The sequence below is a fragment of the Streptomyces sp. NPDC005566 genome (assembly GCF_040605575.1).
Taxonomy (GTDB): Bacteria; Actinomycetota; Actinomycetes; order Streptomycetales; family Streptomycetaceae; genus Streptomyces.
In genome coordinates this window covers 58,679-82,384 of record NZ_JBEXDB010000017.1, presented here as the reverse complement: position 1 = coordinate 82,384, position 23,706 = coordinate 58,679, and the positions used below count along the sequence as shown (strand labels likewise).

Below are 23,706 nucleotides of genomic sequence, written 5' to 3'. Positions count from 1 at the left end.
CGCAGTCACCGGTTATTGGTTCGGTAAAGAAACATGCGTACGCCCTGTTCTCAGCCACCCCACAGACGAAAGGATCCGCTGGACATACGAACACCTGCGCCACCAGCGGGCGCATCACACAGGGGGAGGTTCCACTTGAGACGCACAGCAGTGCTCGGCTCGGCCGGCACTCTGATCGCGGGCACGCTCATAGCGGGGGCGATAGCCGCACCGGCAGCCAGTGCCGACGGTCGTCATCACGGCGGTTCCGAGGCGCGCGGCGTCCAGGTCGCCGCGGCCCGTGCGGCGAGAGCAGGCATCGACTGGACGGACTGTCCGGCCGACTGGGCGATCGCCACACCCATCCAGTGCGGTTGGGTGACCGTGCCGCTCGACTACGCCAAGCCGAACGGCAAGCAGATCAAGCTCGCCGTCGACCGGCACGTCAGCACGGGCACGAAGGACGAGCGCCAGGGCGCGCTCCTCTACAACCCCGGCGGCCCCGGCGGCTCCGGTATGGCGTTCCCGAGGCGCATCGTCACCAAGAACCCGCTCTGGGTGAATGCGGCGAAGGCATACGACTTCGTGGGCTTCGACCCACGCGGTGTCGGGCACTCGGCTCCGATCTCCTGCATCGACCCGCAGGAGTTCGTGAAGGCCCCGAAGGCGGACCCCGTACCCGACAGCGAGGCCGACAAGCGTGCGCAGCGCAAGCTCGCCGCCGAGTACGCGGACGGCTGCGCCGAACGCAGCGGCGACATGCTGCCGCACATGACCACGCCCAACACCGCGCGCGACCTGGATGTCATCCGCGCCGCGCTCGGCGAGAAGAAGCTCAACTTCCTGGGCGTCTCCTACGGCACCTACCTGGGCGCGGTCTACGGCACGCTCTTCCCGGACCACGTGCGCCGCATGATCGTCGACAGCGTGGTCGATCCTTCGAAGGACAACATCTGGTACGAGGCCAACCTCGACCAGGACGTCGCCTTCCAGGTGCGCTGGCAGGACTGGAAGACGTGGGTCGCCAAGAACGACTCCGTCTACCACATCGGCGACACGCCCGAGAAGGTCGAGCAGGCGTGGCTGAAGCTGCGCGCGGCGGCCAAGAAGGACCCGATCGGCGGGGTCGTCGGCCCCGCCGAGCTCATCGGGTTCTTCCAGGGTGCGCCGTACTACGACTCCGCCTGGGCGCCCACCGCCCAGATCTGGAGCGACTACCTGGGCGGCGACACCCAGGCGCTGATCGACGCCGCGGCCCCCGACCTGTCGGACACCAAGGGCAACGCCTCCTCGGAGAACGGCAACGCCGTGTACACGGCGGTCGAGTGTGCGGACGCCAAGTGGCCCACCAGCTGGTCGAAGTGGGACCGTGACAACACCAGGCTGCACAAGGACAACCCGTTCATGACCTGGGCGAACGCCTGGATGAACCTGCCCTGTGCGACCTGGTCGGCGAAGCAGCAGACCCCGCTGGACGTCAGGACCGGCAAGGGCCTGCCGCCCGTGCTGATCGTGCAGTCCACGCGTGACGCCGCCACTCCGTACGGGGGCGCCGTCGAACTGCACAAGCGCTTCAAGGGCTCCCGCCTCATCACCGAGAAGGACGCCGGCTCGCACGGCGTCACCGGCCTGGTCAACCCCTGCGTCAACGAGCGGGTGGACACCTACCTGCTCACCGGGAAGACCGACCCGCGTGATGTGACGTGCACCCCGCACGCCACACCGAAGCCGTGAGCGTCCGTCATCTGACGTGAGCGAGCGGGCGGCCGGAGATCCAACCGGCCGCCCGCTGCGCCGACCGGGCTCAGGCCCTGCGGTCGGACCGCTCGAGCCAGGCGTCCTCCGCCGCGTAGTCGAAGAGGGCCTCGCCGTAGTTCCGCGCCATCTTCGGGAAGGCTTCCGTCCACTCCCGCCCGCGCAGCTCGGACGCGAGCCACTCGACGGTCTCCGGAAGCGAATCCGCGTAGTCCGTCACCGGCACGTAGCCGAGCTCGCGCTCGGCGAGCTCCATGTCGTAGACGATGGGATGAGCGCTGGTCCACGGCGTCTCGCCGACGTGGCCCTCGGGAGGGGCACCCGCCACCAGGACCGTTTCGGTCTTCCGGCCCAGCACGTCGTCGATGGCCGCGCCGATCTCGGAGACGGTCGGCGCCTGTGGATCCCCTGCGTTGAGCACCCGCGAGGCCGGCCGCAGCGCGGCGAGACGTATCAGCTCGGCAAGGTTGGACACATGGACCGGATGGAAGCGGCACATCCCGTCGTACGCGAGCACCCGCCGCCCGCGTCCGTCGAGCAGTCGCTTGACGAAGTACAGCTCGCGCGGCGTCCGGCAGTACTTCCCGTGTATCGCGCCCGCCCGCAGCAGCGTCACCGGCAGTTCGGCGCCGGCGGCGAGCAGTTCCTGCTCCAGCTGGACCTTCCGTGTCGCGTACGTCGCGTCGCCCGGGGCGACCGTGCGCTGTGTCTCAGGGATCGGCAGGGGATAGTGAGGAGCGCCGTCGGGCTCGCTCTGGGTGTCGAAGCCGCGTCCCCGGTCGTCCTCGTAGACCGCACCGCTGGAGATGACGACGGCCGAGCCGATACGGCCGGTGAGCCCGGTCAACTGCCGGGCGTGTGCGCCGTCGAACGCCACCATGTCGACCAGGACGTCCCAGCCGTCGCCGAGCGCGGCGGCCGGCGCCCCCTCGTCCTCACGGTCGAGTGACACGCTGCGGACGTCCGACCCCCACGTACCGTCCCGGCCGCCCCCGCGCGATGCCGCCGTCACGTCCCAGCCGTCCTCCGCCAGGGCCCGCACGGCGGCCCGGCCGACCTGCCCCGTGGCGCCCAGTACGAACGCTCGTCCTCTGCTCATACGGGAGACGCTACGGGGCGCCACGACGCCGGACCAGGGAGATCTGCCAGGAGCAGACTCCACGCTCAGCGTTGCCGCCGAGGGAACTTTCTGGACTGCTCCGCCTGCGCGGCCTTCACCTTGACCGCGTACTCGTCGACGTACTCCTGCCCGGAGAGGCCGAGGATGGCGTACATGATCTCGTCGGTGACCGCGCGGATCGCCGCCTTCTGGTCCTCGAGCCCGGCGTAGCGGGAGAAGTCCAGGGGTTCGCCGAAGCGGATGGTGACCCGCTTGATCCGCGGCACGACCTTCCCGGGCGGCTGGATCTCGAACGTACCGACCATCGCGCACGGGACGACCGGGACGCCGGCCCTGATCGCCATCACGGCGACCCCGACCTTGCCCTTGTACAGGCGCCCGTCGTGCGAGCGGGTGCCCTCCGGGTAGATCCCCAGCAGCTCACCCTTGCTCAGCACCCCCAGCCCTTCACGGATCGCCGCCTGACCGGCCTCCTTGCCCGATCGGTCCACCGGAATCTGCCCGATGCTGTGGAAGAAGGCCGCGGTGAGCTTGCCCTTGATGCCGGGGCCGGTGAAGTACTCGGCCTTCGCGAGGAACGTGATGCGCCGTTTGATGATCGCGGGCATCAGGAAATGGTCGGAGAACGACAGGTGGTTGCCTGCGACGATGGCCGCACCCTCGGCAGGAATGTGCTCCAGTCCTTCGATACGGGGCCGGAACCCCAGCCGGAGCAGTGGTCCGAGCACGACATATTTCAGGACGTAATAGAACAAGATCTCTCCCACTCTGGATCGGGCTGGTGACCGTGTTCAGCCAGGCCACAGGAGACAACCTCGCACATCGCCGATCAGCGTGTGTGGTCGCCTGCGGCCAGGCCCCACCGGTCATGCGCGGCACCACCGATTGCCCTGTGCGACACGGACGACGTCAGGTGTCGCGGGTGGCCACCATTCCCAGGGTGGCCAGCCCCAGGACCACCCAGCCGAACCAGAGCCAGCCGTTGCTCCCCAGCGCCACCGTGTATGCCGTGACCGCGACCAGCGCCCCGACGGTAAGCACTCCCATGATCTTCGTGGATCCGGACATGAGCGCACGCTCCTCATCGGCCGCACGGCCGTTGAAGCCATGGTCACCCCACAGGCGTGCCCGCCGCTACTGTCCGCGCGCCTGCAATGAGGCGAGATAGGCGTTGTACGCGTTCAGCTCGCGGTCGCCGTCGCGGTCGGCCGCCCGGTCCGCACGCTTTGCCGTCCGCTGTTCGGAGCGGTACCACTGGAAGACCAGAGCGATCAGGACCAGCACCGACGGGATCTCGCTGAACGCCCAGGCGATGCCGCCCGCCCAGTTCTGATCGCTCAGCGGATCGATGCCGAGGGATGCCGGAGGCGTCTTGTACGTCTCCACCATCGGTCCGCTCGCCATCATCAGGGCGATACCGAAGAACGCGTGGAACGGCATGCCCGCGAAGAGCTCCAGCATCCGCATCACATAGCCCGGCCGGTGCGGCCCGGGGTCCACGCCCATGATCGGCCAGAAGAACACCAGGCCGACGCCGAGGAAGTGCACCATCATCGCCAGGTGGCCGGGCTTCGACCCCATCAGGAAGTCGAACAGCGGCGTGAAGTAGAGCCCGTACAGGCTGGCGATGAAGAGCGGGATCGTGAACGCCGGATGCGTGACGATCTTCATGTAGCGGCTGTGCAGCAGCATGAGCAGCAGTTCACGCGGGCCGGTACGGTCACGCCCCGCGACAGGAAGCGCCCGCAGTGCCAGCGTCACCGGGGCGCCCAGCAGCAGGAGAATCGGCGACAGCATGCTGATCACCATGTGCTGCACCATGTGCACGCTGAACATGACCATGCCGTAGTCGTTGAGCTTGGTGCACATCACCAGGGCGACGGACAGCACGCCGACGACGAAGAAGACGATCCGGCCGACCGGCCACCCGTCGCCGCGCCTGCGCAGCCGCAGCACCGCGTACCCGTAGAGAGCCAGTGCGGCGACGGAGCCGGCCAGGAAGAACGGGTCCGCGGAGAGTTCGAGCCCGCGTCCCAGCGTGAACGGCGGCAGATCCATGTTCATGCCGTGCCCGCTGTGATCCATCTGTTCACTCCCGCCGGGGGCGTCCCCGATTCGTGCCGGTTGTCCGGTCCAGACTAGAACCGCCCCCGGCCGCGGTTGCGGGCGGGGGCGGATCGTGGACCTATGTGTCGGTCAGAGCACGCACTGGGCCTCGGCGTAGCGCTCGGCGGGGACCGTCTTCAGGGTCTCCACGGCCGCCGCCAGCGGGACCATCGTGATGTCCGTGCCGCGCAGCGCCGTCATCATGCCGAACTCACCGCGGTGAGCAGCCTCCACCGCGTGCCAGCCGAACCGGGTGGCCAGGACGCGGTCGTACGCGGTCGGGGTGCCGCCGCGCTGGACGTGACCGAGGATCACCGGGCGCGCCTCCTTCTCGAGGCGCTGCTCCAGCTCGATGGACAACTGCGTCGCCACACCGGCGAAGCGCTCGTGTCCGTAGATGTCCTTGGTGCCCTGGTTGAACTCCATGGAGCCCGCGCGCGGCTTCGCACCCTCGGCGACGACGACGATCGCGAACTTCTTGCCGGCCGAGAAACGCTGCCCGACGAGCGCGGTCAGCTCGTCCATGTCGAAGGGCCGCTCGGGAACCACGATGGCGTGCGCGCCGGCCGCCATGCCGGAGTGCAGCGCGATCCAGCCGGTGTGCCGTCCCATGACCTCCACGATGAGCACCCGCTGGTGCGACTCGGCCGTGGTCTTCAGCCGGTCGAGGGCCTCCGTCGCGACACCGACAGCCGTGTCGAAACCGAAGGTCACATCGGTGGAGGCGATGTCGTTGTCGATGGTCTTCGGCACGCCGACGATGGGCAGCCCCGCCTCGGAGAGCAGGTTGGCCGCCTTCAGCGTGCCTTCGCCGCCGATCGGGATGATCGCGTCGAGGCCGAGGTCGGCGACATGGCCCTTGGCCCGTTCCACCCCGTCACGCAGGTGGGCCGGCTGGACCCTGGACGAGCCGAGGATCGTGCCGCCGCGGGCGAGGATACCGCCGACCGCATCGAGGTCGAGCTTGCGGTAATCGCACTCGAGGAGGCCCTTCCAGCCGTCGTGGAAGCCGATGACCTCGTCGCCATGGTCCACCACCGCGCGGTGCACGACGGAACGGATGACGGCGTTCAGGCCGGGGCAGTCGCCGCCGGAGGTGAGCACACCAATTCGCATTGCCCGGGAAACCTTTGCAACGTGGGCCGACGACCGGACCACGTCGTCCGGTTGGATCCCCGCCACCCTACCGGCGCAAGGTGGCCGGACCGAACCCACCGTCCGCCTGCTGGACGTCCACCGGCCGTACACGAAACTCCACAGCCACGGGCAGCCCGACAACAGGGCGTGCCCGTAGGGGAGACCGTGACGGCCGGCAGGAGTCAGGCAGGCTGCGTCGCCGCGGCGATCCGCTCGGAGCGGAGCGCCTCGTACCAGCGGTCGTCGCACGGCGGCAGCGCGTTCACATCGAGGGCCAGCTTCAGCAGGTGGTCCGCGATCAGCGGATTGCGTGCCAGCACGGGGCCGTGCATGTACGTGCCGAAGACCGTGTCGTTGTACGCGCCCTCGGTGCCGTCGCCCGTGCCGTTGCCCCGCCCGATCCGGGTGCGGGCGAAAGGCCGGGCCGTGGGGCCGAGGTGGGTGATGCCCTGGTGGTTCTCGAATCCGGTCAGCGGCGGGAGCCCCAGGTTCGGATCGATGTCACCGAGCACGTCGCCGACACACCGGGCGCCCTCGCCGCGCGTGGAGACCACATCGAGCAGCCCGAGCCCGGGCTCCCGCTCGCCGAGGTCGTTGATGAACTCGTGACCGAGGATCTGGTAGCCCGCGCAGACCGAGAAGATGATCGCGCCGTTGGACGCGGCCCTGCTCAGCCCGCCGTCGCGGCGCAGCCGCTCCGCGGCAAGACGCTGAGGACGGTCCTCACCGCCACCGATCAGGTAGATGTCGCCCGAGGTGGGGATGGGCTGGTCGCTGCGCACGTCGACACGCGACACGTCGAGACCGCGCTGGCGTGCCCGGCGCTCCACCACGAGAGCATTGCCCTGATCGCCGTAGGTGCTGAGGAGGTCGGGGTAGACCCACACCAGCCGCAGGCCGTTGTTGCTCATGCTTCGTCCTCTCCGGGGGTGGCCCGGGCCGCGGTCAGTTGCCGACACGACGGCGCAGATCCTGGAAGGCGGTGTAGTTGGCGATGACCTCGATGCGGCCGGGCGGAGCCATCTGGACGGCCTCGTCCAGGGTCTCGCAGACGCGGAAGTCCAGTCCGGCGACCTCGAGCCGCACCGCGAGGTCCAGCTTGCGGTCACCGAGCACGAAGATCGGGTGACCGTACAGCTGGGTGTAGTCGACGTCCCACAGCCAGGAGGTGTCCGTACCGTCCGCGCCTCGGGCGTTCACGGAGAGGATCACCGGGGTGGGCGGGGGGTCGATCAGGGAGAACGTCTCGAGCCAGCCCGCCGGGTTCTTCGCCAGCAGGAGCCGCAGCTCCCGGCCGAGGAAGGTGACGACGTCGTAGCGGCCCGCGACGGCCTGTACCTGGTACATCCGCTCCAGGGCGACCTGCGGCGGCACACCGAAGACCGCGGCGACCGCCGCGGAACTGGTGGCGTTCGCCTTGTTGGCCCGGCCCGGCAGCTGAAGGTGGATCGGCCACGCGGAGCCGTGCGGGTCCAGGACGTAGTCGCCGTTGAGCGCCCAGCTGGGGGCGGGGCGGCGGAAGCCGCACCCGCCGCAGAACCAGTCGTCGCCGGGGCGCTGCATCACACCGCCGCAGGACGGGCAGGACCAGGCGTCGTCCTTCCACGCCTGTCCGGCCGCGACCCACACCACGTTGGGGGAGGAGGACGCCGCCCAGACGATCAGGGGGTCGTCCGCGTTGGCCACGATCACGGCCTTGGAGCCCGACAGGCCCTCCCGCCACTGCTCCGCCATCATCCGGGTCTCCGCCGCGCGGTCCAGCTGGTCGCGGGAGAGGTTGAGCAGCGCGATCACCTTCGGCGTCGTGTCGCGTGCGACGCCGGCGAGATACTTCTCGTCGACCTCGATCACGCCGTACTTCGCGTCGGATCCGCCGGCCAGCGCGGAGGTGATTCCCGCGGGCATGTTGGCGCCGAGCGCGTTCGACACGACGGGCCCAGCGGCCCGCAGCGCCTCGGCGATCAGCCGGGTGGTGGTCGTCTTGCCGTTCGTCGCGGACACGAGGATCACGTCCAAGTGCTGCGCCAGCCGCCCCAGCAGGTCGGGGTCGAGCTTGAGCGCCACCCGGCCGCCGATCACCGATCCGCTGCCGCGCCCCGCAGCGCGCGACACCGCCGCCGCGGCCTTGCCCGCCGTCACGGCGAGCTTGGCCCGCGGCGACAACGGCTCCGTGTTGCCTGCCATCGTCCTAGATCCTCCTTGCATCAGTCCGCGCCCAGCCTATCGATGTCCGGCGCGTCGACCGCACCTCGGCACCACGGGGAACGTGGAGGTCACGTGGAACGTACGCTTCTCCCCATGCGAAACCGCCCGATCCCCGGCAGTTCCGGACTCGTTCGCGCCCTGAGCCTGCTCGGCGACCCGGTGCTCCACAGTCCGTGCGAGGAAGTCACCGACTTCGGGCCCTCGCTCGCCCGGCTGGTCGAGGACATGTTCGCCACCATGTACGCGGCACAGGGGGTCGGGCTCGCCGCGAACCAGATCGGCGTCCCGTTGAAGGTGTTCGTCTACGACTGCCCGGACGACGAGGAAGTCCGGCATCTGGGACATCTCGTCAATCCGGTACTCGTCGAGGCGGACGGGATCACCGTACGCGGGCCGGAGGGGTGCCTTTCACTTCCCGGCCTCGAAGCAGGCACCCAGCGCTTCGACCATGCGGTGGTCGAGGGCAGGTCCATGACGGGCGAGCCGGTGCGGGTCACCGGTACCGGTTGGTTCGCCCGCTGCCTCCAGCACGAGTGCGACCACCTGGACGGCCGGGTCTACACCGACCGGCTGACGGGGCTGCGCCGCGCCCGGACGCTGCGCGCGGCCCGGCGGGCGCCGTGGGGGCGAACCGGCTGACTCCTCGGGAGGAAGGCGGTTCAGAAGCCCTGGCCGCCCGGCAGGTCACCGGCCTCGGCCAGCCTGCCCCAGAGCAGGTCGGCGAGGCTGCTTACCAGTTGTTCGCGCGAGCAGGGGCGGTCGCCGAGCCACCAGTCGCCGGCCGCATGCATCATGCCGACGATGCCGTGGCCCCAGATGCGGGCCATCAGTTCGCTGTCCGGGCCGAGGTCGACCCGTTCGGCGATCACCTTGCCGAGCTCCTCGCCGAGGCGACGCAGCAGGGGGGCGGAGTGCCGGCCCACGTCGAAGCCCTGTTCGGGAGAGGGTGCCGCGTCGTCGGACGGGTGCATCAGGAAGCGGTAGACCTGGGGTCGGGCCTCGATCGCCGCGAGATAGGTGTCCAGGGTCGCCTCGACCCGCTCGCGCCGCTCGGAGGGGGCGTCGAGCGCGGTCCGCAGGGCGCTCAGCAGTGCGTCCGTGTGGCGCTTGCCGAGCGCGCGGTAGAGGCCGCCCTTGTCGCCGAAGTGCCGGTAGAGGATGGGCTTGGTGATCCCGGCCTCCGCGGCGATCGCGTTCATCGACGCCTTCGGCCCGTCCCTGAGCACCACTCGGTCCGCCGCTTCGAGCAGCTCCCGGCGGCGGCGCTCGGCCGCCGTCCGCTGGCGCTCGGCTCCTCGTGTGGTCTCCATGTCGTATCTCCCCGCCCCGGCCAGCTGTCATGCGATCTCTTGACGTCCGGGCAACGTAACACCATGGCCTGACGGGCGCGGATCCGCGTGTGGGCGGTTGACAGTGCCTACTTGCTGGTAACAGACTGTTGTTACCGCGAGTAACGCATGTTGTTTACGGAAGTGCATGGAGGGAACATGGCCGAGTTCACGCTCGATCTCAACGACGACCAGAAGCAGGTCCGTGACTGGCTGCATGGCTTCGCCGCGGATGTGATCCGCCCGGCCGCTTCGGAGTGGGACGAGCGTGAGGAAACGCCCTGGCCCGTCATCCAGGAGGCGGCCAAGGTAGGCATCTACTCCCTCGACTTCTACGCCCAGCAGTTCTTCGACCCTACGGGTCTGGGCATCCCCGTGGCTATGGAGGAGCTCTTCTGGGGTGACGCGGGCATCGCCCTGTCGATCGTCGGTACGGGCCTGGCGGCCGTCGGCGTCCTCGCCAACGGCACCGAGGAGCAGATCGGCACCTGGATCCCGCAGATGTACGGCGACGCGAACGATGTGAAGGTCGCCGCCTTCTGCTCCTCCGAGCCGGACGCCGGCTCCGACGTCGGTTCGATGCGTACCCGCGCGGTGTACGACGAGGCCAAGGACGAGTGGATCCTCAACGGCACCAAGACCTGGGCGACCAACGGCGGTATCGCCAACGTCCACGTCGTCGTCGCGGTCGTCGACCCGGAGCTGGGCTCGAAGGGCCATGCCTCGTTCATCGTCCCGCCCGCCACCCCGGGCCTCTCCCAGGGGCAGAAGTTCAAGAAGCACGGCATCCGCGCCTCGCACACCGCCGAAGTGGTCCTCGAGGACGCCCGTGTCCCCGGGCACTGCCTGCTCGGCGGCAAGGAGAAGCTCGACGAGCGCCTCGCCCGGGCGCGCGAGCGTGCCAAGTCCGGCGGGGAGCGCGTCAAGAACGCGGCGATGGCCACCTTCGAGGCGTCCCGGCCGGCCGTTGGCGCCATGGCGGTCGGCACCGCCCGCGCCGCGTACGAGGTCGCCCTCGACTACGCGAAGACCCGGACCCAGTTCGGCCGCCCCATCATCGACAACCAGGGCGTCGCCTTCCAGCTGGCCGACATGCGCACGCAGATCGACGCGGCCCGGCTGCTGGTCTGGCGCGCCTCCTGGATGGCGAGCGCCGGCAAGCCGTTCACCTCGGCCGAGGGCTCGATGTCGAAGCTCCTCGCGAGCGAGACGGCGAAGTCGGTGACCGCCCAGGCCGTCCAGATCCTCGGCGGCAACGGCTACACCCGTGAGTACCCGGTGGAGCGCATGCACCGTGACGCCGCGATCTACACCATCTTCGAGGGCACGAGCGAGATCCAGCGCCTGGTGATCGCCCGCACCCTGTCGGGGATGCCGATCCGCTAGCGTCACTCGTCGGACGTACCGCGGGGCCGGACCGGGAGATCGGTCCGGCCCCGCGAGCCGTTCTACTTCTGCGGCAGGTTCGCCTCGATCGCCGCGATGACCTCGGGCGCGTCCGGCTCGGTACGGGGGCGGATCCGGGCGACCGGCTCGCCGGCCGGGGAGATCAGGAACTTCTCGAAGTTCCACTGGACGTCACCGGCCGCGCCCTCGGCGTCCGCGAGCTTCGTGAGCTCCGTGTAGAGCGGGTGCCGGTCCTCGCCGTTGACGTCGATCTTCGACAGGAGCGGGAAGCTCACCCCGTACGTCGTGGAGCAGAACGTCTGGATCTCCTCCGCGGTGCCCGGCTCCTGGCCCGCGAACTGGTTGCAGGGCACGCCGAGGACGGTGAATCCGCGGTCGCCGTACTCCTTCTGGAGCCGCTCCAGACCGGCGTACTGCGGGGTCAGCCCGCACTTCGAAGCGACGTTCACCAGCAGGACCGCGGAGCCCTCGTAGGCCCCCAACGTGGTCGGCTCGCCGGTGAGGGTGTTCAGCGGGATGTCGTGCAGGGTCATGGGATATCTCCTCGATAGCGTGACGTCGCTGTTCATTGTGACGCCAGGGGATTCGCGGGGCCGACCGCCTTGTAGTAGAAGGTGGTCGCCCGCAGGGTGCCGGCGGGGTCCTGCGCATACCGGGGAACCGACCCGCACTCCGTCCAGCCCGCCGAGCGGTAGAGCTGTTCGGCGGGACTGCCGGTCTCCGTGTCGAGGATCAGCAGGGAGAGCCCCTCGGCGGCGGCCGACCGCTCGGCCGCCGCGAGCAGGGCGCGGCCCACCCCTCGGCCGCGGGAGGAGGGCCGCACCATCAGCTTGGCGACCTCCGCGCGGTGCCCGGCATTGGGCAGCGCGGGCCTGACCAGACCGATCGTGCCGGCCACCCGTTCCCCGTCACGGGCGATCCACACCTGATGGCGGCCCGTCTCGACGGAGGCCGCTCGCTCCCGCCACCAGGTGGCGGCGGCCCCTCGGTCCAGCGGTGCCAGGAAGCCCACCGAGGATCCGCCGTCCACGGTCTCGACCAGTAGGGCAGCCAACTCGTCGGCGTACGTGACCAGTTCGGGGCCGGACACGGAGACGATCTCGGTCATACGGCAAGTCCTTTCACATTCACGGCAGGACGATCATCAGGGCATAGCGGACCCGGTCGGGGCCGGGGCAGTGGAATTGAGAGGGCCCGTGCAGCCGGAAGCGCAGGCAGTCTCCGGGGCCGACGGTGTGCGCCGTGGAGTCGACGGTGATCTCGACCGTGCCCTCGAACACCCAGATGTGCTGCTCCACGCCGGGCACCGGCGGATTCTCGTACGTGACGACGGAGCCTGCGGCGAGCGTGCCCTCGATGACCTCGGCGCGCAGGCCGGCGTGCGGCGGCGACACGGAACGGCGTACGAATCCGGCCCGCTCGTCCCGCCACACCGGCTGCTGTGCGGCGGGCACGAGCCCTGGCGGCTCCGCCTCCACTTCCATCAGCAGGCGCGACATGGTCCGCTCGTACACGGTGCACAGCTGTCCGAGCACGGCAGTGGTGGGACTCAGCTCGCCGCGCTCCAGCCGCGACAGCGTCGAGCGGCTCACCCCCGCGCGGCGTGACAGTTCGTCCAGCGACCAGCCGCGTTCGGTACGGAGCAGGCCCAGCCGGGTCGCGAGCCGGGCGTCGACTGACTCCGATGCGCCCTGTTCTCTCATATGCGGGATTGTATCTCTGAACAGAGACATGTGTCAGAGGGCCTACGTGCCGATCGGGTGATGGTGTGCCAGTCTGATAAATGCGACATAAGCCATATGTGTGGCGCGCCCTGCGCCGTGCATCGGCTGTGGAACCTAGGAGACCGACATGGCTGGAAGCAGAAGTGGGGCGCGAACGGACCACGACACCGCGGGCTCGCAAGGAGCGCACGGCTGGACCCTCTTCGCGGCGGTACTGATGGTGTTCGGCGGTGCCATGGCCATCTTCGAGGGCATCTCCGCCATAGCCAAGGACGACCTGTTCGTCTCCACACGCAACTACGCGTTCACGCTCAGCCTGACCGGCTGGGGGTGGATCCATCTCATCCTGGGCATCGTCATCCTCCTCGCCGGGCTCGCCTTGTTCAGCGGGGCGATGTGGGCGCGCATGGTCGGAATCCTGCTCGCGGGCCTGGGTGCGCTGGCCAACTTCCTGTGGCTGCCCTACTACCCGTTCTGGTCGATCGTGCTCATCGCCATCAACATCTTCATCATCTGGGCGCTGTGTGCGTGGCCGCAGCGGGAGGCTCGAGCCTGAGCACGACGACGTAGGAGACGACGACGGAGACGATCACGAGAGGCATGACGGTGATGCCCTCGGATCCCAGGAGCAGCGTGGCGAGCAGTACCGATGTCATCGGCAGCTTGAGCATCGCCACGCACATCGCCCCGATTCCCATCGCGAAACCCGAGGTGGCGTTCAGGCCGGGCAGGTGTGACAGCGCCAGCCCGCCTGCCGCCCCCAGGAACATCGACGGGAAGATCGGACCACCTCTGAAGCTGCTCAACGACAAGGAATACGCGAGCGCCTTGCAGGTGATCAGTACCAGGAGCGTTCCGACCGAATACTTGGCGTCCTCGGTGAGCAGACCGCCGAGGGCGTTCTGGCCCGAGTACAGCACCTCGGACGCGTCCCCTCCCGTGCTCTCGGCGTACAGGAGCGCGAGTACACCGACTGCCACGCCCATCCCCACGGTGGCGGCCACCCTCCGCGGTTCGACCCACTCCTGCAGAACCAGGGAGAGCCTTCGGATGCCCGTGCCCGCGAAGGCCGCGGCGACTCCGAGTGCGATGGCCCAGCCGAACTCGGCGACGGTGGGCGTGGGTGTGTGAGGCACGTGCGGGAGGGTGAGGGAGTACGTCCCGAGCCCGGTCCACGACCCCAGGCCGATGAAGATGAGTGAGCCGATGCCCGAGGCGAGCAGCCCCGGTACCAGCACGAGGCCGAGCATCATCCCGGCGAGGCCGGACGCCTCCATGAGGAGGAACGCGCCGATGAGCGGGGACCCGAGGAGGGCGCTGATGGCGGCGAAACTGCCCGCGGCCGCCACCAGGGCGCTCGCGCTCGGCTCGATGCCGGGTTTGAGCAGGCGCACCGCGTACACGGCCAGCCCGCCGCCGATGGCGATGAGCGGAGCCTCAGGCCCCAGGACCGCGCCGAGGGAGAGGGACGCGACGGCGGCGAGCGCGACCCCCGGAAGCTCCGCGGCCGTGGGTGCCCCCGTGTTCACCATCCCCTCGGCGGGCTTGTGGCCTCCCGTTCCCGGGAGGTAGCGGATGGTCAGCCCCGTCAGCAGGCCCGCGACGGCGAGCAACGGGACCGGCCACCACGTCGGCGTGCCGTCGAAGCCCAGCGCGTGGGGCAGGTCCTTGTAGGTCAGGTTCTGGAGCTCGTGGACGAGGGCGAGAAAGCCGAACGCCGCGGCGGAGATGGGGACTCCGAGGATCGCCACCATGACCAGCAGCACTGCGTAACTCCGGGTGCGGATCACCGCGCGCGGATCCGGGGACTCCGTGCCGGGCGCTCCGACCGGTTCGGCCGACATGGTCATGGTCTCCTCGGTTTGGGGTCCCGGCCGGCTCGTCCTGCACCGCCGGGCTCCCCACGTGATACCACGATGTCCCGCTATGGCCGTGATGTACCCGCTGTTGAGGTGTGATGAATCCAGGTCCTGCTACGTCGCGCCCGCCCCGGCCGAGGGGAGACGGCCCGTGGCCACCGCATCGACCAGAGCCCGGTGGTCCCGCTCGTTCTGGTCGGCGTACCGCTCGGCGAACGTCTGCAGCGCCCGGTCGAACACGTCGCCGCGGCCGAGGTAGGCCGCGATGGCGATACGGTCACCGGACCGCGCGTGCGCACGGGCGAGCGTCATCCCGCACACCTCGCCGAAGGCGGCCATTCCACGCGGCACCATCAGTTCCGGTTCGGCGATGCCCTTCCAGTCGCGCAACTGGCGTACGTAGAAGTCCCTGCGCTTCCCGTCGAACCCCTCCGCCCGCTCCCAGCCCAGGAAGATGTCGCCGGCAGCCTGCATCAGGCGCTGGCCGGCCACCACCCGCTCGCCCTGATTCCGATACCTGCTCGCCCCGGCGTGCGGTGCGAGCACCGAGGAGTCGGCCTCCTTGGCCTGGAGGATGAGCGGATCCCCGCCGTCCCTGCCCAGCAGGAGGATGATCCAGCAGCGCGTCCCGACGCTTCCCACGCCCACGACCTTTCGGGCCATGTCCACGGGCCGGAAGTCGGCGAGCAGGGACCGCCGGTCCGAAGGGAGGCTGCGGCCGTAGCGCCGGAGAAGCGTCCGGAACTGCTTCTCCGTCGCGTTGCGTTCCGCCTCGGCCAGCAAGTCCGTGGCCGGCACGATCAGGGGCGGATCCGCGGCGAACCGGAGCCGCCCGCCGGCTACCTCGGTGAGCTTGTCGAACGCATGGAGGCTGTCCCGGGTGCGGGCCTTCGCCGTCGCTCTGGCCACACGCTCGCGGCCCCGGGAGGCCAGTCGGTCGGCGGCCACGGCCTTGAGGCGGCCCTCGTCGATCTGCGTGTACCAGACATCGAGATTGCGCATGCCCGCGAACCGGATCATCGACTCCCGGTAGGACCGAACGGTGGCCCGTACGATGTGCGCCCGCTCCTTGTCCGTGAAGCCGTTGGCGCGCCCCGCGATGACGAGGCTGGCCGCCAACCGCTTGACGTCCCACTCCCAGGGGCCCGGCAGGGTCTCGTCGAAGTCATTGATGTCGAACAGCAGATGGCGCTCGGGGGAGGCCAGCAGCCTGAAGTTCAGCAGATGGGCGTCACCGCACAGCTGCGCCCTGATTCCCGAGTGCGGCGTTCCGGCCAGATCGGAGGCCATGACGGCCGCGGCGCCCCGGTAGAAGCGGAAGGGCGACTCCGTCATCCGCCCGTAGCGGATCGGGACGAGCTCCTGCACCCTGGCCGCCGACTGGGCCTCCAGGAGGGTCAGCGGGTCCCGCCGGTCCGCAGGTGGCTCGTACACCTGGTGGCTCGACCGGGGAGCCCGTTTGCGGGCTGCCTTGCCGAGCGCGGCCCGTTCCTTCGGCGTCGCGCCCGGTACGGCACGGAGCGGCGAGGTGCGTTCCTGGGGCATGGCGGCCCTCCTGGCTGCGCGCGGGGCCGTGCGGGCGGCCCTGTCCTCCATCATCCCCGGCCGAACGGATTCCGGCCGCTCGGTGCGTTCCGGCAGCGGGGGCCGCCGTGCGGCCTCAGGCGTGTCCGGGCCTGCCCGCCCGGCGGCCCACCCTGCGCCAGATCGCGCGCTGACACCGGAGCGCACCCGCGCCCACCACGATGAGCACCACGATGTTCACCAGGAGCTGGATGAGGGAGCCCCGCGCCTCGGACCAGCTGGCGAAGGCCGTGGACACGCTGATGGCCGCGGCGGCCGGAATGGTCGTGACCGAGATGAACACCCCGAGGAGGGCGCTCGCGCGGGCCTCCGTGAGCGAGACGATGCCGACGACAGCGGCGAGGGCGGCGACGGCGAAGGAGAAGAAGTTGGGGGTGTTGATCAGGTCGGAGACCGGCCGGAGCCCCAGGTCGAAGGCCTCCGACTGAAGTCCGAAGCCGCGGATGAGGAGGCTGAAGAGGAAGGTGACCACGATCGTCAGCAGGAAGCCCGTGAACAGGGCGCCCAGCCCTGCGCGGATCATGGTCCGGTCGCGCCTGTCGATGCCCAGCGCCACGGCGACGATCGCGCCGTACTCGGGGCCGACGACCATGGCCCCGACGATCAGGATCTGGGAATTGGTGACGATGCCGACCGAGCCGATGAGACCCGCGATGACCAGGTACAGGTAGAAGCTCGGCGCATACCTCCCCTCGGATCTGATGCGCGCCTCCACCTGGGCCCAGACCGGGGCGTTGACCAGGGCCCCGAGGCGGCGGGCCGCGTTCTCCGAGGCCCGCCCCGAGAACGCCATGTCCACCGGCTCGATGACGAGGGAACCGTCCACGTCGATCTCGAGTCCCCGCAGGCCCCGCAGCACCTCGTTCGCAGCCCCCGTCAGCACATCGCAGGCGAAGGCGTCACCGTCGGGGTGGCGCGCGGCGCCACGCTGCACGATCAGGTTCAGGACGTAAGGGTCACCGGCGAGGAGTTCCACGACCTGGTCGGTGCGGTCCGGGGGGCTCACCGCGCGGACATGGATCATGTCCATTCCGTGCCTCCACGAGGCAGGGCGGGCGGCCGGATGCCGTTTGGCTGATAGTGGCATAGATAGCGACATGACGGAGATTGGACGGTCATGGACCGATACCCTCCCATAGCCACCCACGGTCTGGTGGGCGACCTGCAGACCTGCGCCCTGATCTCCTCGCAAGGCGTCGTCAACTGGCTGGCCGCCCCCCGGTTCGATTCCCCCAGCGTCTTCGCCGCGCTGCTCGACCACGACCGGGGCGGCTGCTTCCGGCTGTCGCCCGACGGCCCGGAGAGCTCCTGCAAGCAGCTCTACTACCCGGACACCGCCGTGCTGGTCACCCGCTTCATGTCCCCCGACGGAGTCGGCGAGGTGCTCGACTGGATGGCACCGATCGCCTCCGGGAGTGCCACCGACCGGCACACACTGGTACGGAAGGTGCGCGCGGTGCGGGGGACCGTACGGTTCTCGATGGAGTGCAGGCCCCGCTTCGACTACGGGCGTGCGCCCCATGAGCTCGAACTCGGCCCGGAGGGGGCCGTGTTCAGGTCTGCGGGGATCAGCGCGCATCTGCAGACAGGCTTTCCCCTGGAGCGCGACGGCCACGATGTGCGCGGAACGGTGACACTGGGCGTGGGCGAGACGGCGGTCGCCGTCTTCACCGTCTGCGCGGTCGACGGGCCCGCACCGCCGCCGCCCACCGTCGAGGGAACCGACGAACAGCTCTGGGAGGTCGTCGCGTTCTGGCAGAACTGGCTGCGCACCTCCCGTTACCGGGGCCGTTGGTCGGATATGGTCAACCGTTCCGCCATCACCCTGAAGCTCCTCACCTACGCCCCCACCGGCGCACCGGTCGCCGCCGCCACGATGGGCCTGCCCGAGCAGATCGGTGGTGAACGCAACTGGGACTACCGCTACACCTGGGTCAGGGACGGGTCCCTGTCGGTGCGGGCTCTGCTGGACCTGGGATTCGTCGAGGAAGCGACCGCTTTCACCCGCTGGCTGGGCGCCCGACTGGGGGACGGGGACATCGACGGCGAGGCACTGCAGACCATGTACCGCGTCGACGGCGAACCCCTGCCGGCGGAGGAGATCCTCGGGCACCTCGAGGGCTACCGCGGTTCCCATCCGGTACGCCTGGGCAACGCCGCATCGGACCAGTTGCAGCTCGACATCTACGGCGAGGCCCTCTACGCACTCTCCGAGGGGCACGAGGTCGGCATCCAGGCGGGCTACCGAGGCTGGAAGAAGGTCTCCCGCACCCTGGACTGGCTCGCCGACTCCTGGGACCGCCCTGACGAGGGCATCTGGGAAACGCGTGGCGGACGCAAGGACTTCACCTACAGCCGGGTGATGTGCTGGGCCGCGTTCGACCGCGGACTGAAGCTCGCCACGGCGTTCAGCAGACCGGCCGACACCGTCCGGTGGACCCGGGCCAGGGACTCCATCCTCGAACAGGTCATGGAACGGGGATGGAGCGAGCAGGAAAAGGCGTACGTCCAGCACTACGAGGGGGACGTCCTCGACGCCTCGCTGCTCCTGATGCCCAGGGTGGGTTTCCTCGCACCCAAGGACCCCAGCTGGCTGTCCACGCTGGACGCCATGAACGACACCCTCGTCTCCGACAGCCTGGTCTACCGGTACGACCCGGCCGCCTCCCCGGACGGCCTGCGCGGCTCCGAGGGCACGTTCAGCCTCTGCACGTTCCTCTATGTCGACGCGCTGGCCCGCGCCGGGCGACTGCGGATGGCCCGCTACACCTTCGAGAAGATGCTCACCTACGCCAACCACGTCGGCCTGTTCGCCGAGGAGATCGGCCCCAGCGGCGAGCAACTGGGCAACTTCCCCCAGGCGTTCACCCACCTCTCCCTCATCACCGCCGCCCGCACCCTCGACGAGGCACTCGACCGGCTGCGCGACTGACCCCCGTCACTTCCTCCTGTCGTCCCACTCCGCGCCGAGCAGCCAGCTGTCGAACGTCCGCAGGAGTGCCACCAGCGCGACGCCCAGCCGCCAGTCGTACCCCGGCGCGTGCAGACGCACCGAGTCGTCCTGCGACCTGAACTCCAGCGGAGCCTGCCTGCCCGCACGCCACACGATGCGACGGGGGCCACGGGCCGCGTCACCATCGCCGCCGACCAGGCTCAGCACGATGATCAGCGTCTGCAGCGGCAGAAACAGCCACCACACGTACCACCAGAGGATCCGGCCCTTGAAGCCCACGGCCTCCGGCCCACCCGCCGGAGTCACCGTCCACCGGGTGCGCAGGCCCCTGCCACGCCACGCCTTCTCCCGCACGAACGTGCCGATCAACTCGCCGTGCGCACCGACCAGCCGGTACGTCGCGACACCGTTTGCGGCCGACTCGGTCACCAGGGTGGCCAGCCGCTCCCGGCGGTGCTCGTCCGCCCACAGCACGAACGAGCGCGCACCGCCGCCCCGCGCTTCCCGGTAGGCAGGTATGCCGCCCGGCGGCAGCTCACGCTCCACGTAGGCCGCCACGCGCTCGGGCGCCGAGCCGTCCGCGCACAGCACCAGATCCCGCACCGGAGCAGGGGCACCGCCCTCTGCCGCCTGCACCTCCTCGCCGGCCGTCGGCCCCATCCTCAGTACGCTGCTCACCGCTGTGCCCCTCGTGATGTGTCCTACCGGCTTGAGATGATCCGTACGTGGAATCTCCCGAGCCCCTTCCCGAACTCTTCCCAGGACCGCAGCCGGAAGCCGGCCGTCGCGAGGCCCGCCGCCCCGTGCGCTGCGCCCTGTGCGGGCGCCCCCTCACCGGCGCGGACTCGCGCCGCACCGGACTCGGCCCCTCCTGCGACGCCAAACTGCATCCGGCGGGCCCGGACATCCGGACCCGCCGTCACGACGTCGAGCAGGACACGCTGCCCGGAGTCTGACCGGCAGGGGGCGGTGCTACGCGCCGTCCAGACGGCGGAACAGGCCCTCCTGCACCACCGACACCAGCAACTGCCCCTGGCGGTCGTAGATACGGCCCCTGGCGAGTCCGCGGCCACCCGTGGCGATCGGCGACTCCTGGTCGTACAGGAACCACTCGTCCGCCCGGAACGGCCGGTGGAACCACATGGCGTGGTCCAGCGACGCCATGTCGAAGCCCCGCGGACCCCACAGCGGCTCCACCGGGATCCGGACCGCGTCCAGCAGGGTCATGTCGCTCGCATACGTCAGCGCACAGGTGTGCACGAGCGGGTCGTCGCCCAGCGGGCCCACCGCGCGCATCCACACCGCGCTGCGCGGGTCCGCGTCCTTGATCTCCTCCTGCGTCCAGCGCAACCGGTCGACATAGCGGATGTCGAAGGGCTGACGTCGCGCCATCCGCTCCAGCGTCTCCGGCAGCCCGCCCAGGTGCTCGCGCACCTCGTCGGCGACCGTCGGCAGGTCGTCGGGGTCCGGCACCGTACGGGCGGGCGGCAGCTGATGCTCGAAACCCGCCTCCTCGGGACGGTGGAAGGACGCCGTCAGATTGAAGATCGTCCGTCCCTGCTGGACGGCGGTGACCCGGCGGGTGGTGAAGGACCTGCCGTCCCTCACCCGCTCGACGTCGTACACGATCGGCACGCCGGGGCGGCCGGGCCGCAGGAAGTAGGCGTGCAGCGAGTGGACGGGGCGGTCCCCGTCCGTGGTGCGGCCGGCCGCGACCAGGGCCTGTCCCGCGACCTGACCGCCGAAGACCCGTTGCAGGGACTCGTCGGGGCTGCGGCCACGGAAGATGTTGACCTCGATCCGCTCCAGGTCGAGAAGATCGACCAGGCGCTCGGCGGGGTTCGTCGTCATGCGGTTCGTCTCCACTCTCGAAGCAGCGCTGTCACAGCTGGCCGACGGCCGTGACCCGGACGACCGCACGGCCCTCCTCGTCGGAGGCCGCCAGATCGACCTCCGCACGGATACCCCAGTCATGGTCACCCGCAGGGTCGGCAAAGGCCTGCCACACCCGCCACAGACCGTGCTCGATGTCCTCGTCGATCTTCAGCAGCTTCGGGCCGCGCGCGTCCGGACCCGTACCCAGGTCCTCGTGCGCCTCCCAGTAGCCGTCCATCGCCTCGCCCCAGGCGTCCGCGTCCCAGCCCGAGTCGGCATCGAGCTCGCCCAGGTCGCGGACCCGGTCCAGCGCGGCCAGCTCCACCCGGCGGAACATCGCGTTGCGCACCAGGACCCGGAAGGCCCGGGCGTTGGCGGTGACCGGCTTGACCTCGTCGGCCCGCTCCTGCGCCTGCTCGGCCGTCTCCACCTCGGGGTTGGCCAGCTGCTCCCACTCGTCCAGCAGACTGGAGTCCACCTGACGCACCATCTCGCCGAGCCAGGCGATCAGATCCTCCAGGTCCTCGGACTTCAGGTCGTCCGGGATGGTGTGCTCGAACGCCTTGTACGCACTCGCCAGGTAGCGCAGCACGATGCCCTCGGTGCGCGCCAGCTCGTAGTTCGACGTGAACTCCGTGAACGTCATGGCCCGTTCGTACATGTCCCGGATCACCGACTTCGGCGACACGGGATGGTCACCGACCCACGGGTGACTCGTGCGGTACACGTCGTACGCGTGCCAGAGCAGCTCGCTCAGCGGTTTGGGGTACGTGACCTCCTGGAGCCGCTCCATCCGCTCCTCGTACTCGACGCCGTCCGCCTTCATCTGTCCGACGGCCTCGCCCCGCGCCTTGTTCTGCTGGGCGGCGAGGATCTGCCGCGGGTCGTCGAGGGTCGACTCGACGACGGAGACCATGTCCAGGGCGTACGAGGGGGATTCGGCGTCCAGCAGGTCGAACGCGGCCAGCGCGAACGTCGACAGCGGCTGGTTCAGCGCGAAGTTCTGCTGGAGATCGACGGTGAGGCGCACGATGCGGCCCTCGGCGTCCGGGGTGTCGAGCTGTTCCACCACACCGCCGTCGAGCAGCGAACGGTAGATGGCGATGGCCCGCCGGATGTGCCGCAGCTGGGCCCGGCGCGGCTCGTGGTTGTCCTCCAGCAGATGCCGCATCGCCTCGAAGGCGTTGCCCGGGCGGGCGATCACCGAGAGCAGCATCGTGTGCGTGACCCGGAAGCGCGAGGTCAGCGGCTCGGGATCGGAGGTGATCAGCTTGTCGAAGGTGGTCTCGGACCAGGCGACGAAACCCTCGGGGGCCTTCTTGCGGACCACCTTGCGCTTCTTCTTCGGGTCGTCGCCCGCCTTCCTGACGGCTTTCTCGTTCTCGATGACGTGCTCGGGTGCCTGCGCGACCACGAAGCCGGCCGTGTCGAAACCGGCCCGGCCCGCCCGGCCGGCGATCTGGTGGAACTCGCGGGCGCGCAGCGTGCGCACCCGGGTGCCGTCGTACTTGGTGAGGGCGGTGAACAGCACCGTACGGATCGGGACGTTGACACCGACGCCGAGCGTGTCCGTACCGCAGATCACCTTCAGCAGGCCCGCCTGCGCGAGCTTCTCCACGAGCCGGCGGTACTTCGGGAGCATGCCCGCGTGGTGCACCCCGATGCCGTGCCGCACATAACGGGAGAGGTTCTGGCCGAACTTGGTGGTGAAGCGGAAGTTGCCGATCAGATCGGCGATCTTCTCCTTCTCCTCCTTGGTGCACATGTTGATGCTCATCAGCGACTGTGCGCGCTCCACGGCCGCCGCCTGGGTGAAGTGCACGATGTAGACCGGCGACTGCCGGGTGTCCAGGAGCTCGGTGAGCGTCTCGGTGATCGGGGTCAGCCGGTACTCGTAACTGAGCGGGACCGGCCGCGTCGCCGAGCGCACCACGGAGGTGGGGCGGCCGGTGCGCCGGGTCAGGTCCTCCTCGAACATCTTGACGTCGCCGAGCGTGGCCGACATCAGGATGAACTGGGCCTGCGGCAGTTCCAGGATCGGGATCTGCCAGGCCCAGCCCCGGTCCTGCTCCGCGTAGAAGTGGAACTCGTCCATCACGACCTGGCCGACGTCCGCGTACTTCCCGTCACGCAGCGCGATGGAAGCCAGCACCTCGGCCGTGCAGCAGATCACCGGGGCGTCGGCGTTGACCGAGGCGTCGCCGGTCAGCATGCCCACGTTCTCCGTGCCGAACATCTTGCACAGGTCGAAGAACTTCTCCGAGACCAGCGCCTTGATCGGCGCGGTGTAGAACGTGACCTTGTCCTGGGCCAGGGCGGTGAAGTGCGCACCCGCCGCGACCAGGCTCTTTCCGGAGCCGGTGGGGGTGGAAAGGATCACATTCGCCCCGGAGACCACCTCGATCAGCGCCTCCTCCTGAGCCGGATAGAGGGTGATGCCCTGCGATTCGGTCCATGACGAGAAGGCCTCGAAGAGGGCGTCCGGGTCGGCGGTCGGGGGCAGCTGATCGATAAGGGTCACGCCCCCATCTTGCCTGCCTTGTGCCCGGATGCGGGAACCGGAGGACCGCCCGAAGATCACGGACGATACGCTGCCCACTCAACTCGGCCGCAGTGCACAGGCAATGGCGGCCCGGCCGTGCCGCACGGCCGAATCACGATGGGGGCGGAAACA

Annotated in this window: 23 protein-coding genes; 6 read left to right on the top strand and 17 right to left on the bottom strand. The window is 69.6% G+C overall.

All coding sequences use genetic code 11. The features are described 5' to 3' along the window. Positions 1 to 135 precede the first annotated feature (135 nt). Entirely contained in the window at positions 136 to 1,713 is a 1,578-nt protein-coding gene (locus ABZS61_RS25585; RefSeq protein ID WP_356425686.1) for an alpha/beta hydrolase, read from the top strand. A gap of 70 nt (positions 1,714 to 1,783) precedes the next feature. Here the strand turns inward: ABZS61_RS25585 and ABZS61_RS25580 are convergent, their stop codons facing one another. The 7 genes from ABZS61_RS25580 to ABZS61_RS25550 form a co-directional block, all read right to left on the bottom strand. Continuing rightward, a complete protein-coding gene (locus ABZS61_RS25580; protein WP_356425683.1) occupies positions 1,784 to 2,833 on the bottom strand; it encodes an NAD-dependent epimerase/dehydratase family protein in 1,050 nt (349 codons plus the stop codon). A gap of 65 nt (positions 2,834 to 2,898) precedes the next feature. Then, on the bottom strand, positions 2,899 to 3,609 hold the full coding sequence (locus tag ABZS61_RS25575) for a lysophospholipid acyltransferase family protein (RefSeq protein WP_329213463.1): 711 nt from the start codon (positions 3,607 to 3,609) through the stop codon (positions 2,899 to 2,901). Between the two features lie 154 nt (positions 3,610 to 3,763). Further along, complete coding sequence (locus ABZS61_RS25570) at positions 3,764 to 3,922, bottom strand: hypothetical protein (protein ID WP_351178871.1); 159 nt, start codon at positions 3,920 to 3,922, stop codon at positions 3,764 to 3,766. A 66-nt stretch (positions 3,923 to 3,988) separates the two neighbouring features. Continuing rightward, positions 3,989 to 4,939 (bottom strand): cytochrome c oxidase assembly protein, encoded by a 951-nt coding sequence (locus ABZS61_RS25565; RefSeq protein WP_356425678.1) that lies wholly within the window; start codon positions 4,937 to 4,939, stop codon positions 3,989 to 3,991. 111 nt (positions 4,940 to 5,050) lie between these two features. Beyond that, positions 5,051 to 6,076 (bottom strand): 6-phosphofructokinase, encoded by a 1,026-nt coding sequence (locus ABZS61_RS25560; RefSeq protein ID WP_356425676.1) that lies wholly within the window; start codon positions 6,074 to 6,076, stop codon positions 5,051 to 5,053. A 203-nt stretch (positions 6,077 to 6,279) separates the two neighbouring features. Further along, positions 6,280 to 7,008: a glutamine amidotransferase gene (locus ABZS61_RS25555; protein WP_329213471.1), complete on the bottom strand. Its 729-nt coding sequence runs from the start codon at positions 7,006 to 7,008 to the stop codon at positions 6,280 to 6,282. 34 nt (positions 7,009 to 7,042) lie between these two features. Next, positions 7,043 to 8,281: a MurT ligase domain-containing protein gene (locus ABZS61_RS25550; RefSeq protein WP_356425672.1), complete on the bottom strand. Its 1,239-nt coding sequence runs from the start codon at positions 8,279 to 8,281 to the stop codon at positions 7,043 to 7,045. 114 nt (positions 8,282 to 8,395) lie between these two features. On the opposite strand from ABZS61_RS25550, the gene def reads away from it, so the two are divergent. Then, complete coding sequence (def, locus tag ABZS61_RS25545) at positions 8,396 to 8,941, top strand: peptide deformylase (RefSeq protein ID WP_356425669.1); 546 nt, start codon at positions 8,396 to 8,398, stop codon at positions 8,939 to 8,941. A 20-nt stretch (positions 8,942 to 8,961) separates the two neighbouring features. On the opposite strand, the gene ABZS61_RS25540 is transcribed toward def, so the two are convergent. Next, positions 8,962 to 9,612, bottom strand: coding sequence for a TetR family transcriptional regulator (locus ABZS61_RS25540; RefSeq protein WP_356425666.1), 651 nt, complete (start codon positions 9,610 to 9,612; stop codon positions 8,962 to 8,964). Positions 9,613 to 9,789: 177 nt separating this feature from the next. On the opposite strand from ABZS61_RS25540, the gene ABZS61_RS25535 reads away from it, so the two are divergent. Beyond that, positions 9,790 to 11,016 carry an acyl-CoA dehydrogenase family protein gene (locus ABZS61_RS25535; RefSeq protein WP_356425663.1) on the top strand — a complete coding sequence of 409 codons (1,227 nt, stop codon included), beginning with the start codon at positions 9,790 to 9,792 and terminating at the stop codon, positions 11,014 to 11,016. A 62-nt stretch (positions 11,017 to 11,078) separates the two neighbouring features. On the opposite strand, the gene ABZS61_RS25530 is transcribed toward ABZS61_RS25535, so the two are convergent. The 3 genes from ABZS61_RS25530 to ABZS61_RS25520 are packed head-to-tail and all read right to left on the bottom strand — an operon-like array spanning position 11,079 to position 12,740. Next, positions 11,079 to 11,570: a glutathione peroxidase gene (locus tag ABZS61_RS25530; protein WP_356425660.1), complete on the bottom strand. Its 492-nt coding sequence runs from the start codon at positions 11,568 to 11,570 to the stop codon at positions 11,079 to 11,081. A gap of 32 nt (positions 11,571 to 11,602) precedes the next feature. After that, positions 11,603 to 12,145, bottom strand: coding sequence for a GNAT family N-acetyltransferase (locus ABZS61_RS25525; RefSeq protein ID WP_356425657.1), 543 nt, complete (start codon positions 12,143 to 12,145; stop codon positions 11,603 to 11,605). A gap of 19 nt (positions 12,146 to 12,164) precedes the next feature. After that, positions 12,165 to 12,740, bottom strand: a complete 576-nt coding sequence (locus ABZS61_RS25520) for an XRE family transcriptional regulator (RefSeq protein WP_356425654.1) — start codon at positions 12,738 to 12,740, stop codon at positions 12,165 to 12,167. Positions 12,741 to 12,888: 148 nt separating this feature from the next. Between ABZS61_RS25520 and ABZS61_RS25515 the strand changes: the two genes are divergently transcribed. Next, positions 12,889 to 13,317, top strand: a complete 429-nt coding sequence (locus tag ABZS61_RS25515; RefSeq protein ID WP_356425651.1) for a hypothetical protein — start codon at positions 12,889 to 12,891, stop codon at positions 13,315 to 13,317. On the opposite strand, the gene ABZS61_RS25510 is transcribed toward ABZS61_RS25515, so the two are convergent. The 3 genes from ABZS61_RS25510 to ABZS61_RS25500 form a co-directional block, all read right to left on the bottom strand. Beyond that, complete coding sequence (locus ABZS61_RS25510; protein ID WP_356425648.1) at positions 13,271 to 14,605, bottom strand: chloride channel protein; 1,335 nt, start codon at positions 14,603 to 14,605, stop codon at positions 13,271 to 13,273. The genes ABZS61_RS25515 and ABZS61_RS25510 overlap by 47 nt on opposite strands. Positions 14,606 to 14,734: 129 nt before the next feature. Then, on the bottom strand, positions 14,735 to 16,165 hold the full coding sequence (locus tag ABZS61_RS25505; RefSeq protein ID WP_356425645.1) for a DUF2252 domain-containing protein: 1,431 nt from the start codon (positions 16,163 to 16,165) through the stop codon (positions 14,735 to 14,737). Between the two features lie 115 nt (positions 16,166 to 16,280). Continuing rightward, positions 16,281 to 17,234, bottom strand: a complete 954-nt coding sequence (locus ABZS61_RS25500) for a DUF389 domain-containing protein (RefSeq protein WP_356425642.1) — start codon at positions 17,232 to 17,234, stop codon at positions 16,281 to 16,283. Between the two features lie 87 nt (positions 17,235 to 17,321). On the opposite strand from ABZS61_RS25500, the gene ABZS61_RS25495 reads away from it, so the two are divergent. Then, positions 17,322 to 19,136: a glycoside hydrolase family 15 protein gene (locus ABZS61_RS25495; protein ID WP_356425639.1), complete on the top strand. Its 1,815-nt coding sequence runs from the start codon at positions 17,322 to 17,324 to the stop codon at positions 19,134 to 19,136. Between the two features lie 6 nt (positions 19,137 to 19,142). On the opposite strand, the gene ABZS61_RS25490 is transcribed toward ABZS61_RS25495, so the two are convergent. Beyond that, positions 19,143 to 19,835, bottom strand: a complete 693-nt coding sequence (locus ABZS61_RS25490) for a hypothetical protein (protein ID WP_356425636.1) — start codon at positions 19,833 to 19,835, stop codon at positions 19,143 to 19,145. Between the two features lie 47 nt (positions 19,836 to 19,882). Between ABZS61_RS25490 and ABZS61_RS25485 the strand changes: the two genes are divergently transcribed. Continuing rightward, positions 19,883 to 20,113, top strand: a complete 231-nt coding sequence (locus tag ABZS61_RS25485) for a DUF6011 domain-containing protein (protein ID WP_356425633.1) — start codon at positions 19,883 to 19,885, stop codon at positions 20,111 to 20,113. Positions 20,114 to 20,129: 16 nt separating this feature from the next. Here the strand turns inward: ABZS61_RS25485 and ABZS61_RS25480 are convergent, their stop codons facing one another. Then, a complete protein-coding gene (locus ABZS61_RS25480; protein ID WP_356425630.1) occupies positions 20,130 to 21,008 on the bottom strand; it encodes an acyl-CoA thioesterase II in 879 nt (292 codons plus the stop codon). 31 nt (positions 21,009 to 21,039) lie between these two features. Further along, positions 21,040 to 23,553 carry a DUF3516 domain-containing protein gene (locus ABZS61_RS25475; protein WP_356425627.1) on the bottom strand — a complete coding sequence of 838 codons (2,514 nt, stop codon included), beginning with the start codon at positions 23,551 to 23,553 and terminating at the stop codon, positions 21,040 to 21,042. Positions 23,554 to 23,706: the final 153 nt, after the last annotated feature.

What these genes read in the sequence shown, in the direction of transcription:
- ABZS61_RS25580 (WP_356425683.1), bottom strand. Translation starts at nt 2,833, where the DNA reads ATGAGCAGAGGACGAGCGTTCGTACTGGGCGCCACGGGGCAGGTCGGC.
- ABZS61_RS25500 (WP_356425642.1), bottom strand. Translation starts at nt 17,234, where the DNA reads ATGGACATGATCCATGTCCGCGCGGTGAGCCCCCCGGACCGCACCGAC.
- ABZS61_RS25530 (WP_356425660.1), bottom strand. Translation starts at nt 11,570, where the DNA reads ATGACCCTGCACGACATCCCGCTGAACACCCTCACCGGCGAGCCGACC.
- ABZS61_RS25495 (WP_356425639.1), top strand. Translation starts at nt 17,322, where the DNA reads ATGGACCGATACCCTCCCATAGCCACCCACGGTCTGGTGGGCGACCTG.
- ABZS61_RS25505 (WP_356425645.1), bottom strand. Translation starts at nt 16,165, where the DNA reads ATGCCCCAGGAACGCACCTCGCCGCTCCGTGCCGTACCGGGCGCGACG.
- def (WP_356425669.1), top strand. Translation starts at nt 8,396, where the DNA reads ATGCGAAACCGCCCGATCCCCGGCAGTTCCGGACTCGTTCGCGCCCTG.
- ABZS61_RS25565 (WP_356425678.1), bottom strand. Translation starts at nt 4,939, where the DNA reads ATGGATCACAGCGGGCACGGCATGAACATGGATCTGCCGCCGTTCACG.
- ABZS61_RS25560 (WP_356425676.1), bottom strand. Translation starts at nt 6,076, where the DNA reads ATGCGAATTGGTGTGCTCACCTCCGGCGGCGACTGCCCCGGCCTGAAC.
- ABZS61_RS25520 (WP_356425654.1), bottom strand. Translation starts at nt 12,740, where the DNA reads ATGAGAGAACAGGGCGCATCGGAGTCAGTCGACGCCCGGCTCGCGACC.
- ABZS61_RS25570 (WP_351178871.1), bottom strand. Translation starts at nt 3,922, where the DNA reads ATGTCCGGATCCACGAAGATCATGGGAGTGCTTACCGTCGGGGCGCTG.
- ABZS61_RS25480 (WP_356425630.1), bottom strand. Translation starts at nt 21,008, where the DNA reads ATGACGACGAACCCCGCCGAGCGCCTGGTCGATCTTCTCGACCTGGAG.
- ABZS61_RS25555 (WP_329213471.1), bottom strand. Translation starts at nt 7,008, where the DNA reads ATGAGCAACAACGGCCTGCGGCTGGTGTGGGTCTACCCCGACCTCCTC.
- ABZS61_RS25510 (WP_356425648.1), bottom strand. Translation starts at nt 14,605, where the DNA reads ATGTCGGCCGAACCGGTCGGAGCGCCCGGCACGGAGTCCCCGGATCCG.
- ABZS61_RS25525 (WP_356425657.1), bottom strand. Translation starts at nt 12,145, where the DNA reads ATGACCGAGATCGTCTCCGTGTCCGGCCCCGAACTGGTCACGTACGCC.
- ABZS61_RS25540 (WP_356425666.1), bottom strand. Translation starts at nt 9,612, where the DNA reads ATGGAGACCACACGAGGAGCCGAGCGCCAGCGGACGGCGGCCGAGCGC.
- ABZS61_RS25550 (WP_356425672.1), bottom strand. Translation starts at nt 8,281, where the DNA reads ATGGCAGGCAACACGGAGCCGTTGTCGCCGCGGGCCAAGCTCGCCGTG.
- ABZS61_RS25535 (WP_356425663.1), top strand. Translation starts at nt 9,790, where the DNA reads ATGGCCGAGTTCACGCTCGATCTCAACGACGACCAGAAGCAGGTCCGT.
- ABZS61_RS25515 (WP_356425651.1), top strand. Translation starts at nt 12,889, where the DNA reads ATGGCTGGAAGCAGAAGTGGGGCGCGAACGGACCACGACACCGCGGGC.